The 12,494-nt window shown below is 73.4% G+C and carries 10 protein-coding genes; 5 read left to right on the forward strand and 5 right to left on the reverse strand.

What is annotated here, in order from left to right:
- Positions 1 to 245 precede the first annotated feature (245 nt).
- On the reverse strand, positions 246 to 413 hold the full coding sequence (locus tag ACWDRR_RS43050; RefSeq protein WP_449777797.1) for a hypothetical protein: 168 nt from the start codon (positions 411 to 413) through the stop codon (positions 246 to 248).
- A 280-nt stretch (positions 414 to 693) separates the two neighbouring features.
- Here ACWDRR_RS43050 and ACWDRR_RS43055 point away from each other — a divergent pair, with 280 nt between their 5' ends.
- From ACWDRR_RS43055 to ACWDRR_RS43065, 3 genes are all read left to right on the forward strand, one after another.
- Positions 694 to 1,251, forward strand: coding sequence for a pyridoxamine 5'-phosphate oxidase family protein (locus tag ACWDRR_RS43055; protein WP_449777798.1), 558 nt, complete (start codon positions 694 to 696; stop codon positions 1,249 to 1,251).
- Between the two features lie 539 nt (positions 1,252 to 1,790).
- Positions 1,791 to 3,209 (forward strand): family 2B encapsulin nanocompartment shell protein, encoded by a 1,419-nt coding sequence (locus ACWDRR_RS43060; RefSeq protein ID WP_449777799.1) that lies wholly within the window; start codon positions 1,791 to 1,793, stop codon positions 3,207 to 3,209.
- Positions 3,196 to 4,674 (forward strand): SufS family cysteine desulfurase, encoded by a 1,479-nt coding sequence (locus ACWDRR_RS43065; RefSeq protein ID WP_449777800.1) that lies wholly within the window; start codon positions 3,196 to 3,198, stop codon positions 4,672 to 4,674. Before ACWDRR_RS43060 ends, ACWDRR_RS43065 begins: the two co-directional genes overlap by 14 nt.
- A gap of 79 nt (positions 4,675 to 4,753) precedes the next feature.
- Here ACWDRR_RS43065 and ACWDRR_RS43070 read toward each other — a convergent pair whose 3' ends face one another.
- Positions 4,754 to 5,824: a serine protein kinase RIO gene (locus ACWDRR_RS43070; RefSeq protein WP_449777801.1), complete on the reverse strand. Its 1,071-nt coding sequence runs from the start codon at positions 5,822 to 5,824 to the stop codon at positions 4,754 to 4,756.
- A gap of 570 nt (positions 5,825 to 6,394) precedes the next feature.
- A complete protein-coding gene (locus ACWDRR_RS43075; protein WP_449777802.1) occupies positions 6,395 to 7,354 on the reverse strand; it encodes a hypothetical protein in 960 nt (319 codons plus the stop codon).
- Positions 7,355 to 7,895: 541 nt separating this feature from the next.
- Between ACWDRR_RS43075 and ACWDRR_RS43080 the strand changes: the two genes are divergently transcribed.
- A complete protein-coding gene (locus tag ACWDRR_RS43080; protein ID WP_449777803.1) occupies positions 7,896 to 8,243 on the forward strand; it encodes a hypothetical protein in 348 nt (115 codons plus the stop codon).
- Between the two features lie 138 nt (positions 8,244 to 8,381).
- Here the strand turns inward: ACWDRR_RS43080 and ACWDRR_RS43085 are convergent, their stop codons facing one another.
- Complete coding sequence (locus tag ACWDRR_RS43085; protein ID WP_449777804.1) at positions 8,382 to 8,675, reverse strand: WhiB family transcriptional regulator; 294 nt, start codon at positions 8,673 to 8,675, stop codon at positions 8,382 to 8,384.
- A 153-nt stretch (positions 8,676 to 8,828) separates the two neighbouring features.
- Positions 8,829 to 10,616: a thiamine pyrophosphate-requiring protein gene (locus ACWDRR_RS43090; RefSeq protein WP_449777805.1), complete on the reverse strand. Its 1,788-nt coding sequence runs from the start codon at positions 10,614 to 10,616 to the stop codon at positions 8,829 to 8,831.
- Positions 10,617 to 10,806: 190 nt separating this feature from the next.
- On the opposite strand from ACWDRR_RS43090, the gene ACWDRR_RS43095 reads away from it, so the two are divergent.
- On the forward strand, positions 10,807 to 12,372 hold the full coding sequence (locus tag ACWDRR_RS43095) for a CYTH and CHAD domain-containing protein (protein WP_449777806.1): 1,566 nt from the start codon (positions 10,807 to 10,809) through the stop codon (positions 12,370 to 12,372).
- Positions 12,373 to 12,494 lie beyond the last annotated feature (122 nt).

Here is a 12,494-nt window from a genome sequence, read left to right on the forward strand (position 1 = left end):
TTCTGGTTGCGGGTGGCGAGAATCAGACGGGTGGACATGAACCCACCCTAACCGGACGTCAGCCGGTGCAGACCTGGGTGAGGTTGCCGGCGGCGCGTGCTCCCGGCGCGCTCCGTCCCCGCTCCCGGCGAGCACCTTCCGTCCCCGTTGCTCCATCGTGTCCTCCTCCGGCCGCCCCTGTCCGTCCGGGCGGCTGCGCGGTGTCCGTGCGAACCGACCTGCGGCTCCTCGCCTCTCCGGCCCGGTCAGCGGGTCGGTGGCCGACCGGCGCGCCGGGCCCGGACGGCGGCCAGGACAAGGGCCGCGAGGAACACCACCACGCCGATGACCAGCAGATACACCAGGCCATGGACGACCGCGCCGATCAGTCCGAGCACGATCGCCGCGATCACCAACAAGAGCACCCAGACCATCGTCGGATCACCTCCTGCCCGTTCGCGGACCTGCTCCGTGACCGCCCGGCCCGACAGACTCGGTCACCGGCCGGTCGAACGGGGCGGCGCCGACGCGAGTGCGTCCGGTGCGGTCGCCCGGGCGCCTGCCCCGGTGGGCCGCTTTCATGCGGCCCACCGGTGGCGTTCTCCGCCCCGGGAGCAGGCCGCACCGGGCGGGCGTGCGCCGCGCCCGGCACGGGCGGAGCCTGGAAGCAGGGAGCGCCGCCGCCCCGCCGGTCACACCGAAGGAGGGATCGCCATGCCGCCCCAGGGATCCGCCAGGCAGCCCAGGACCGAACTCGACGCCCGCTACAGCTCCGCGCTCAATCCCCGCCCCGGTGCCGCGGACGTCACCGCCGTCGCCTGGGACGAGGCGCAGCGGCAGCTGGCGACCGCCGAGATCTTCTGGCTGTCCACGGTGCGGCCCGACGGCCGGCTGCACGTCACGCCCGTGATCACGGCCTGGCACGACGGCGTGCTGTACTTCTCCACCGGAGCGGGCGAGCAGAAGGCGCGGAACCTCGCCCACGACGGGCACTGCGCGCTCACCACCGGGGGGAACTCGCTCACCGAGGGGCTCGGCCTCGTGGTCGAGGGCACCGCGGAGCCGGTGGCCGACCCGGCGGTGCTGGAGGAGGTGATCACGGCGTACGAGGCGAAGTACGGGTCGCACATCACCTCGTCGGAGGGCACCTTCCACGGGATCGGGGACGCGTTCCGGAAGGGGACCGTGGTGGTGTTCGCGGTGGCCCCGGCCACCGCGTACGGCTTCGGCCGGGACGACGGGGTCTACACCCATACCCGCTGGACGTTCTGAACGACGAGGGCCGCCACGGCCGCGGGCGGTCGCCACAGGACCGCGGATGGCCGTCCGTGGCGCGGAACGGGCCCGTCCGGCCGGACCGCACCCGCACCCGCACCCGCACCCGCACCCGCACAACCGCCGCCGATCGCCGCCGATCGCCGTGAACTGAACCCGGCGCGGCGGGCCCCATCCGCCCCATGAGTCGCTACAGTGCTCACCTCACCCACGGCCCGCCCGTCGGTCGCGCCGCGCCCGGAGCGCCTTCCGGTACTGCCGCCCACCCCCTCGCCGCCCCCGGACAGGGCCGCTTCCCAAGTTCGACTTTCGAACATCTCACACCGTCTTATGGATAGATTCATCCGTTCGAGTGAGTTTGGCGAGAGCCTGTCCTCGATGGTCTGCACCGGAACCAATGGCCCCCAATCGAACACACTCACGGCACCGCCACCCGGCCGCAACAATCGTCACGGCGGGTCGGCAACGGCCGATTCACCGTCTCCGCAGTGGATCTGACGCCCAATCAGTTCTCCCGACCAGAACAGGGACCAGCCATGACGACCGAGACCGTTCCGCAGAGTCAGCCGAGCCGGCAGAGTCTCAGCACCTCCGCCGCCAGGAACCTGGCCACCACCACCAAGACCGCGCCGCAGATGCTCGGGATCACCCCCCGGTACCTGCTGCGCGCCCTGCCCTGGGTGGACCTGGAGGCCGGTGTCTACCGGGTCAACCGCCGCCGGGGTTTCATCCTCGGCGACGGACTGATCGGCACCTACGTCGACGGCGACAACGCCTCCCGGGTGATCGCCGAGGACCTGCGCGAGCTCCCGTTCCTCAGCCAGGTGGACAGCCCGCTGCTCTCCGCCCTCGCCAACGGCTTCGTCCAGCGCGAGGTGGCGCCCGGCGAGTTGATCGTCGACGCCGGCGCTCCCACCGAGCAGCTGCACATCATCGCCGTCGGGCGCGCCGAGAAGCGCGCCACCGGGGAGTACGGCTCGGACGCCCTGCTCGCCGTGGTCGGCGACGGCGACTACTTCGACGCCACCGCGTGGGCCGACGGCACCGCGATGCCGTACCTGGTCAGGGCGGTCAGCGCGTGTACCGTGCTCACCCTCGACCGCCGGATGCTCGTCGAACTCGCCGACCGCGAGCCCTCGTTGAGCGCCCAGCTGGAGGCCTTCCGGGCCGACGGCCGGCAGCCCGCCGACCGCGAGCACCCGATCGACCTCACCTCGGGCCACTCCGGCGAGCCGTACCTGCCGGAGACCTTCGTGGACTACGAGGAGGGCCCGCGCGAGTACGAGTTGAGCATCGCGCAGACCGTCCTCAAGGTGCACACCCGGGTCTCGGACGTCTACAACTCCTCGATCGACCAGGTCCAGGCGCAGCTGCGGCTGACCACCGAGGCGCTCCGCGAGCGCCAGGAGTGGGAGATGCTCAACCACCCCGAGTACGGGCTGCTCAACAACGTCGCGCCGAGCCAGCGCGTGCGCACCCGCGGGGGCGCGCCGACCCCGGACGACATGGACGAGCTGCTCGCCCGGGTCTGGAAGCAGCCGGCGTTCTTCCTCGCCCACCCGCGGGCGATCGCCGCGTTCGGGCGCGAGTGCACCCGGCGCGGAGTGCCGCCGCAGATCGTGGACCTCTTCGGCAGCCCGTTCCTGACCTGGCGCGGCGTGCCGCTGCTGCCCTCCGACAAGCTCGACCTGAAGGGCACCGCCAACTCGGCGCCCGGCACCACCAACATCCTGCTGATGCGGGTCGGCGAGGACCGCCAGGGCGTGGTGGGCCTGCGCCCGTCCAAGGTCCCGGACGAGGTGGAGCCCGGTCTCTCGGTGCGGGCGATGGGCGTCGACCGGCAGGCCATCACCTCGTACCTGGTGACCAGCTACTTCTCGGCCGCCGCGCTGGTGGACGACGCCATCGCCGTGCTCCAGAACGTCGAGGTGTCGAGCTACCATGACTACTCCTGACGGATTCGGGCGCAGCACCGGGGTCGCCGGGGTGAGCCAACCGCCCGCCGGCACGGGGTACTTGACCAGCCCGGTACCGGGACAGGCGCCGGTGCCCGCGGCGCTCGCACACGCGGCGGGCGGCCCCCGGTACTGGATGCCCGCGCAGCCGGACCAGGCGGCCCGGACGGCTCCCGCCGGCCCGCTCGCCGCCCCGCCCACCGCCCCGGTCTCCGCCCCGCCGGGCGGGTTCGACGTCGAGGCCGTCCGGCGGGACTTCCCCCAGCTGCACCGCGAGGTGAACGGCCGCCCGCTGGTCTGGCTCGACAACGGCGCCACCACGCTCAAGCCGCGCCAGGTGGTCGAGGCGGTCGCCGAGCACTACTCGATGGGCACCTCCAACGTCCACCGCGGTGCGCACACCCTCGCCAAGCAGGCCACCCAGATCTACGAGGAGGGCCGCGAGGAGGCCGCCAGGCTGCTCGGCACGCCGGACGCCGGCGAGATCGTCTTCGTCCGCGGCACCACCGAGGCCGTCAACCTGGTGGCGCAGTCCTGGGGCCGCGCCAATCTGAGCGTGGGCGACGAGATCCTGGTCTCGGCGGCCGAGCACCACTCCAACCTGGTGCCCTGGCAGCTGATCGCCAAGGAGCGCCGGGCGCGGATCCGGCCGATCCCGCTGCTCCCCGACGGACAGCTGGACCAGGACGCCTACCGGGACCTGCTCGGCTCGCGGACGAAGCTGGTCGCGCTCACCCACGCCTCGAACGTGCTGGGAACGGTCCCGCCGGTGGCGGAGATGACCGCGCTGGCGCACCGGTACGGCGCCAAGGTCCTGGTGGACGGCGCGCAGGCGGTCAGTCACTTCCCGGTGGACGTCACCGCGTTGGACGCCGACTTCTACGCCTTCTCGGGGCACAAGATCTTCGCCCCGACCGGCATCGGCGTGCTCTTCGGCAAGCGCGAGCTGCTGGAGGCCATGCCCCCGTGGCAGGGCGGCGGCAACATGATCGACTCGGTGAGTTTCGAGGAGACCTCCTACGCCCCCGTCCCGCACCGGCTGGAGGCGGGCACCGGTCACATCGCGGGGGTCGCCGGGCTGCGGGCGGCCCTGCGGTACCTGGCCGGGCTGGACCGCCCGGCCGCCACCGCGTACGAGGAGCAGCTCACCGCGTACGCCATGGGCGCGCTGGCGACCGTCCCCGGGCTGCAGCTGATCGGCGACGCCCCGGGGAAGATCGGCGTGCTGACCTTCCTGCTCGCCGGCACCGACCCGATCGCCCTCGCCGCGGCGCTCGACCAGCAGGGCATCGCGGTGCGCGCCGGGCACCACTGCGCGCAGCCGGCCCTCGCCGCCTTCGGCCTGCAGAGCGCGGTACGGGCCTCGCTGGCCCTGTACAACACCGTGCAGGACGTCGACGCCCTGGTCGCCGCGCTCCAGGGGCTCCAGGGGGTTCAGGGACTCCCGGCCGCCCCGGCCGGGTAGGCCGGGCGCCCCGGTGGGCGGGCACCCTCACGGGTGCCCGCCCACTGTCGGGTGGCCGCCGGCCGAAGGCCGATCCGGCTCACCCGAGGCGCGCGTCGAACGTCAGGGCCTCGACGAGCTCGCCGACGCGCCGCTCGGGCAGGCCCCGGGAGACGAACCAGGCACCGACGTTGCGCACGTCCCGCTCCAGGAACGAACGCCCGCGCGGATTGGCGACCACGTCCACGATCTGCGGCACGTCGATGATCACCAACCGCCCGTCGTGGACCAGGATGTTGTACGCCGAGAGGTCGCCGTGCGCGTAGCCGTCGACGGCCAGCAGCGACAGACTGCGGCCGAGCTGCTCCCACAGGTCCTCGACGTCCACCTCCTCGGCGCGCAGCTGCGCGAGCCGGGGTGCGGCGGTGCCGCTCTCGTCGCCGACGAACTCCATCAGGATCTCCGTACCCGTGATCTGGACCGGGTAGGGGACGGCCACGCCAGCCGACCAGAGCCGGCACAGGGCCGTGAACTCGGCGGCGGCCCACTGTCCGGCGATGGCCTCCTTGCCGAAGGCAGTGCGCTTGGCCATGGCGCGGGCGATCCGGGACTCCTTGTGCTGGCGGCCCTCCAGGTAGCCGGAGTCGCGGTGGAACATCCGGTGCTGGGCGTCGCGGTAGCGCTTGGCGGCCATCAGCGTGCGCCGGTCGGTGCCGGGGACGCCGCGCTCCAGGAGGAAGACGTCGGCCTCCTTGCCCGTCTTCACGAGCCCGAGTTCGGTGTCGACGGCCGCGAGCTCGGTGACCACCCAGGCAGGGCGCGGCTCGGGCCCCTTCTCGGTGGGGGTGGACTGGTCCCAGGTGGACCAGCGGTCGCCCTCGGCCGGGCCGTCGGTGCCCGAAGCCCCGGCGGCGTCGTCGCCGTAGGCGTCGTCGTCGTAGCCGTCGTAGCCGTCGTGGTCGTAGCCGCCGCCGTCGTAGGAGTCGTCGTGGTGGTCGGAACCGTCGGCGTTGCCGTGGCCGCCGATGTCGGAGAATTCGGGCCCGAAGACCTCGCTGTACGCGAACTCGGGCTCGTGGTCGTCGAACCGCTCGGACCGGCGGCCACGACGGGGTGCGCCCTTGGCGCGGATACGGGAGAAGGAATCGGTGTCGGAAAAGCGCTCACGCACTGCGGTGGCTCCAGAGGAACGGCCCACCGATGCGCCAATTGTGAGGCGTCGTCAGCCGGTGGGCGAAAGACGAGAGGAAGAGGCGTATGGCGCGCACACGAGGGCGCGCCGCGAGACGGCGGCAACCATCCGGACACACCTCCTCTGCTTCTCCACGTCAGTCCTCACGCCGCAGCACGGGATCGCAACGGCCGAGCCACGGCAGCTCCGTGGCGAGAACAGTCACAGCCTAGCGCTTCCCAAGATCAACGCAACAGGTTTTCCGGGGACCATCTCGCGCACTCCACCGTCCACGGCGCCGGCCTCGTCCTACGGGCGGGCGCGAACCCGCCCCCAGGCACTCGACGGCGCGCCGGCAGACCTGCCCGCACAGGTCACGGGCCGGCCGCTACGGGCGACGGCCCCGGGCTGTGGTGCCCACCGGGCACCTCCCGGGGGCGTGGGCGACCGCGCACGCCCACGCTCTCCGGCACCAGCAGCACGGCCTCACCGCCGCAACCGCCCCCAGAGGCCGGCCGGCTGAGGACTCCCCGGTCCCGAGCCGCCGGCCGACATCGGACGCCCGGGCGGTCAGCTCCCGGTCTCGGGCCGGCCGTTCACGGTGTAGAGGCCTCGCTCCGGCCGCTGCGCGCGGCCGGCCTTGGTGAGGCGCTCCAGACTGGCGCGGATCGCGTGGATGTTCCCCTCGATGGCGCCCAGGCCCAACCGATCGGCCACCTCACGGGCCCGCAGCGGGCCCGCGGCCTGGGACAGCACCTCCAGGACGCTGTCCGCGTTCGCGACCTGGCGCTTCGGGCTCGCCGGCGACGCCGCCACCTTGACGGGGGGCTTGCCACTGGCGGGGCTCGACTGCGCCGCCGCCTTCCGGGCCGAGGGCACCCGCTTCGTCGCCGCCTTGGACTCGGTGACTACTGCCGCCTTGGGCTCGGTGACCGCAGCCGCCTTGGGCTCGGTGACCACTGCGGCCTTGGGCCCGGTAACCACTGCCGCCTTGGGCTCGGTGACCACCGCCGCCTTGGGCCCGGCGTCCGCCGCCGCCTTCCCGGCGGCCTTCTTCGCCCTGACGGTCGAGGTTCGCGTTCCCCGCGCGGCCGCGGGTGCGGCCTTCTTCGCCGCGCTCGCCTTCCTGGCTGACGCCTTCTTGGCGGCCCTGCTCTTGACGGTCGCCCCCGCCGTCGCGGCGGCAGGAGCGTCCTGGGCGGGCGCCGCCTGCTCCTCGATCGGCTCGGGCGACGCCTCGGTCTCCTGCCGGGCCTCGGGTACCCGCACGACCTCGGTCTCCCGCACGACCTCGGTCTCCTGCAGGGCTTCGCTCTCCTGCACGGCCTCGGCCGGGACCGGCGCCAACTCGGCTGCCGTCAGCTCACCCTGGCCGTCGAGCGGCGTGCCGGCCAGCAGCCGCAGCCCCTCGAGCGCCTTGGTGATGGCGTCCTGCTCCGAGGTGACGGCGGCGAGTTCCGCCTCCACCCGGCGGCGCCGCTCCTCCACAGCGGGCAGCTGCGCCTCCAGCAGGGCGATCGTCGATCCCACACCCGTGTCCGACCCAAAGGTTCTTCCGCTTCCCACAAGCACTCCCACCACATCGTCGCTCACCAGTTGTGGTAATGAACTTACGGCCTCCACAGGCGATCGCGCCGGGTTTGCTGGGATTCTCACCGTGAGGGGTGGTCCGTCACCGGTGGCGCGGCGGTTACCGGGGCAACCCCGCACACCCCCCGGGAGGAAGAACCGAGAAGGCCGCTCCACACCGCCAGTTGGCGTGCCACCTGCGTCGATCCCCCGACTGACCGGCCAGTGTCGGAACAACCGACGCACCTGAACGTCCCTGCTGCGCACCGGATCCACCCCCGGACCACGAATCCCATGGAATCGACCTCCGCCACCGTGCGGCTCGCACGAGAGTGCCCGAGGGACCGGGTCGCCCGGCCGCCGGCCCGGCCACGGCCGCCCGACCGATAGAGTCGGCCGGACCCGCCGGCGCGTGGTCGACGCACCCCGTCCGGCCGCCCAAGTCCGGGCCCGGCGCACGGTTTCACCGCGGACTCCTCGTCGAAGGGCAGGACCGGATCGCATGACCGGCACCGAGAGCAACGACTACTGCGCGATCTTCGTTCAGGGCGCGAGCCGCCGGGCTGCGACCGAACTCGTGGCCGCAGCCCTCGGCGTGGCACCCGACGAGGACACGGTCCAGCTCGGCGACCTGGAGTTCGACATCCGGTCCAACCCCGACGCCGGACTGGCCGACGACTTCATCGGTTGGCCGCTCAAGATCGACGCGGAGGGGCCGAGACCCACCATCGTGGAAGCCGTCTCCCGAGTCCTCGCAGCCGCGTGGGGTGCCGGATACCAGGCCGTCGCCGCATGCGACTTCGAGGACGAGCTCCCCGAACTGGGCGGGTACCCCCGCTACCGCGCCTGACCGAACCGGCGATGCGGTGCGGCGGCGGGATCCGATGAATGCGCGCCTCGGTGCGGCCGTTCCCGTCGTCCGTCCGACGCGCCTGCGGGCAGAGGCGCCGGGCGCGTGCGTCGCGCCTCGAGGACCACGGCTCGGCCGTCAAGCGGCCTGCGAGGCGCGGGCGGGGCCGAGGAGTGCGGCGCGTTCGGTCTCGGTCAGGCCGCCCCACACGCCGTACGGCTCGCGCACCTCCAGGGCGTGCCGCAGGCACTGCCGGCGGACGGGACAGCCCTGGCAGACCCGCTTCGCATCCTCCTCGCGCTCGTCGTGGGCCTTGCCGCGTTCCCCGGAGGGGTGGAAGAACAGACTGGTGTCGGCACCGCGGCACGCCGCGCCGAGCTGCCAGTTCCAGTGGTGGTCGGATGCGCCGGGCAGGCGCGAGATGTCGGACAAGGGGTTCTCACCTCGGCTGGAGGAGGTCGATGGGGTCGGGCCCGGCCATGAGTCGGCCGAGGGACGGCCGGGCCGGACAGTCGGCCGCCTGCCCCCTTTCCCCGGTCCCACGCGCGGTGGTCCGGACGAGCTCCGCGAGGAGGGGCGTCACGCTCACTCCTTGCCCCGGCCGGGCAGGAACTCCTGGATCTTCGCCTTGATGCCCTGCTTCACCACCGACCCGCGGTCGCTGTCACCGCGCATCACGGCCGAGGCCGCCGCGGTCATCTGGCCGAACGTGGTGTGCGGCGGGATCGGCGGCACGGCGGGGTCGGTGCGGAAGTCGATGACGTACGGCCGGTCCGAGGCGAGCGCCTGCCGCCACACCTGCTCGACGTCCTCGGGGTCCTCCACCCGGACGCCGTAGAGGCCGAGTTGGACGGCGAAGTCGGCGTACCGGACGTCCGGGAGGTGCTGGGAGGGTTCGAACTGCGGGGCGCCCTGCATGGCGCGCATCTCCCAGGTGACCTGGTTGAGGTCCTGGTTGTTGAGGACGGCGACGATCAGGCGCGGGTCGGCCCACTCCCGGTAGTACTTGGCGACGGTGATGAGTTCGGCGAGCCCGTTCATCTGCATGGCGCCGTCCCCGACGATCGCGATCGCGGGGCGGTCGGGGTGGGCGAACTTCGCCCCGATGACGTACGGGACACCCGGGCCCATGGTGGCGAGGGTTCCCGACAGCGAGCCGCGCATGGAACCGCGCATCCGCAGGTGGCGGGCGTACCAGTTGGCGGCCGAGCCGGAGTCGGCGGCGAGGATCACGTCGTCGGGCAGCAGCGCGTCGAGGGCGTGCACCACGTGCTCGGGGTTCAGCGGATCGGCGACGACGGCGGCCCGGCGCTCCATCACCTCCCACCACCGGGCGGTGTTCTGCTCCACGGTCTCCCGCCAGGACCGGTCCTCCTTGCGGTTCAGCAACGGAATCAGCCGTTCGAGGGCCGCCGCGGCGTCCCCCACCACGTTCAGCTCGAACGGGTGGCGCAGGCCCACCATCGACGGGTCGATGTCGATCTGTACCGCCCTGACCTTGCCGAACTCCGGCAGGAACTGCGAGTACGGGAAGCTGGAGCCGATCACCAGCAGGGTGTCGCAGTCCCGCATCAGCTCGTACGAGGGGCGGGTGCCCAGCAGCCCGATCGAGCCGGTCACGTACGGGAGGGTGTCGGGCAGCACGTCCTTGCCGAGCAGGGCCTTGGCCACGCCGGCGCCGAGGAGGTCGGCGAGCTGCTCGACCTCGGCGCGGGCACCGCGGGCGCCCTGGCCGACCAACACGGCGACCTTCTCCCCCGCGTTGAGGATCTCCGCGCACCGCGCGAGGTCCTCGTCCGCCGGCACCGGTGCGAAGCGGCCGACGCCGAGGCTCGACGGCACCATCTTGAAGGCGTGCGCGGGCGGCTCGTAGTCGAGTTCCTGGACGTCGGCCGGGACGATCACGGCCGTGACGGTGCGGCTCGTGGTGGCGATCCGCATCGCGCGGTCCAGCACGTTGGGCAGCTGCTCGGGGACGGTGACCATCTCGCAGTAGGCGGAGGCGACGTCCTTGAACAGCGAGAGGAGGTCGACCTCCTGCTGGTAGGAGCCGCCCATCGCGCTGCGGTCCGTCTGGCCCACGATCGCTACCACCGGGACGTGGTCGAGCTTCGCGTCGTACAGGCCGTTGAGGAGGTGGATCGCGCCCGGGCCGGACGTGGCCACGCAGACCCCGGTACGGCCGGAGAACTTCGCGTAGCCGACCGCCTCGAACGCGGCCATCTCCTCGTGCCGGGCCTGCACGAACCGCGGCTCGTCGCCGGCCCGCCCCCAGGCGGCCAGGAGGCCGTTGATGCCGTCGCCCGGGTAGCCGAAGACCTGCTCGACCTCCCACTGCCGCAGGCGTTCCAGGATGTGGTCCGAGACCTTCATGGGCATGGGCTCCGTTCGTCGCGCGGATCACCGGTGAGGAGCGGCGGCGCTCCCCGGGCAGCCGTCTCACCCGTCGGGGCGGCCGGAAACACGGCACCGGCCCCGGCGGCGGCCGCGGGCCGACCGGGCCGCGCGCCGCGGGGGCGGCCGCGCCCGTGTGGAGCGGCCGCTCCCCGGGCATGCGCCGACCATGAGCACATCCCACGTCGAAACGGAACGAAAGTTCGAAGTCGCGTCGGGTGCCGAATGCGGCTCTCCCCCGCCGCTGGACGAGCTCCCCGGCGTGGCGGACGTCCGGACCGCCGGTACGCAGCGCCTGGACGCCGTCTACTACGACACCCCGGACCTGCGTCTGCTCGCCCACCGGGTGACCCTGCGCCGACGCCTGGGCGGTGCCGACCCGGGGTGGCACCTCAAGCTGCCCCGCGCGACCGACACCCGCCAGGAGATCCGGCTGCCCCTGGCCGCCGGGGCGGCCGACCGGATTCCGCCCGAGCTGGCCGCCGAGGTGGCCGCTCTCGTGCGGGGCCGCCCCCTGGCACCGGTCGCGCACCTGCGGACCCACCGGGAACGCCGGCTCCTGCTGGACGGCGGTGGACGCGAGCTGGCCGAGGTCACGCGGGACCGGGTCACCGCGCGGAGCCTCGACGCACCCGGTCCGCTCCACGCGGACCCGCAGCAGGACGGCGAGCCGCCGGGCAGCGAGCCCACGAGCTGGACCGAGTTCGAGGTGGAGCTGTCGCACGGCCACCAGGGCCTGCTCGACGACGTCGAGCGGGCCCTCGCGGCGACCGGGATCGTCCGTTCCGCGTACCCGTCGAAACTCGCGCACGCCCTCACCGCCACCCGTACCGGTGACGGGGCCGCGCACCCGGAGCCTCCCGGCGACGGCGTCGGCGCGGTGGTGGTCCGCCGCCTCCGCGAGCAGGTCGACACCCTCCTGGCGCTGGACCCGGCGGTACGCGACGACGAACCCGACGCCGTGCACCGCATGCGCGTGACCACACGCCGGCTGCGCGGCACGCTCAAGGCCTACCGCAGGCTCTTCGACCGGCGGCGCAGCGAGCGGCTGTCCGACGGGCTGCGCCGGCTCGGGCGGGTGCTCGGCGCGGCGCGCGACCACGAAGTCCTGGGCGAACTGCTCACCGCCCGACTGGACGAGGTACCGGCCCGGGCCCGGCAGGGCGCACTGCGCGGGCAGCTGACGGCCTGGTCCGCCCGCGAGTACCGGGAGGCCTGGCAGCGGGCCGTCACCGAACTCGGCAGCGACCGCTACTACGCGCTGCTGGACGACCTGGAGTCCTTCGTCGCCGACCCGCCCCTGACGCCCCGGGCCGACCGGAGCCCCCGCGCGGAGCTGGCCAGGACCCTCCGCCGTGAACAGGACCGGACGATCCGACGCCTCGACGCCGCCCTCGACCTCGCCCCGGGGCCGGCCCAGGACGAGGCCCTGCACGGGGCCCGCAAGGCCGCCAAACGGGCCCGCTACGCCGCGGAAGCCGCGCGCCCCGTCACCGGGAAGCCGGCCCGGCGCGTCATCAGGCGGACGAAGAAGCTCCAGCAGGCCCTGGGCGCGCACCAGGACTCCGTGGTGGCCCGCCGGGCCCTGCTCGCCCTCGCCGCCCCCGACGGGGGCACCGGGCCCGGGCCCGAGCACGGCTTCGCCTACGGTGTCCTGTACGCCCTCCAGCAGCGCAGCGCCGAGGCCGCCGTCGAGGAACTGCCCGCACTGCGCTCGCGCGTACTCCGCCACTGAGCCGCCCGCCGGCTCGCCCGGCTCGCCTGCCAGCTGATCGACCGCCGGCGGGTCGAGGCCCTTCTCGACGCCGCGGAAGCCGAGGAGGGGCCCACCAAGCTGCTGCTGCTCCACACCGCCGC

It is taken from the genome of Kitasatospora sp. NPDC003701 (assembly GCF_053587085.1).

Coding starts and splice junctions, on each gene's coding strand:
- ACWDRR_RS43060 (WP_449777799.1), top strand. CDS start 1,791: ATGACGACCGAGACCGTTCCGCAGAGTCAGCCGAGCCGGCAGAGTCTC.
- ACWDRR_RS43095 (WP_449777806.1), top strand. CDS start 10,807: ATGAGCACATCCCACGTCGAAACGGAACGAAAGTTCGAAGTCGCGTCG.
- ACWDRR_RS43080 (WP_449777803.1), top strand. CDS start 7,896: ATGACCGGCACCGAGAGCAACGACTACTGCGCGATCTTCGTTCAGGGC.
- ACWDRR_RS43065 (WP_449777800.1), top strand. CDS start 3,196: ATGACTACTCCTGACGGATTCGGGCGCAGCACCGGGGTCGCCGGGGTG.
- ACWDRR_RS43090 (WP_449777805.1), bottom strand. CDS start 10,616: ATGAAGGTCTCGGACCACATCCTGGAACGCCTGCGGCAGTGGGAGGTC.
- ACWDRR_RS43050 (WP_449777797.1), bottom strand. CDS start 413: ATGGTCTGGGTGCTCTTGTTGGTGATCGCGGCGATCGTGCTCGGACTG.
- ACWDRR_RS43055 (WP_449777798.1), top strand. CDS start 694: ATGCCGCCCCAGGGATCCGCCAGGCAGCCCAGGACCGAACTCGACGCC.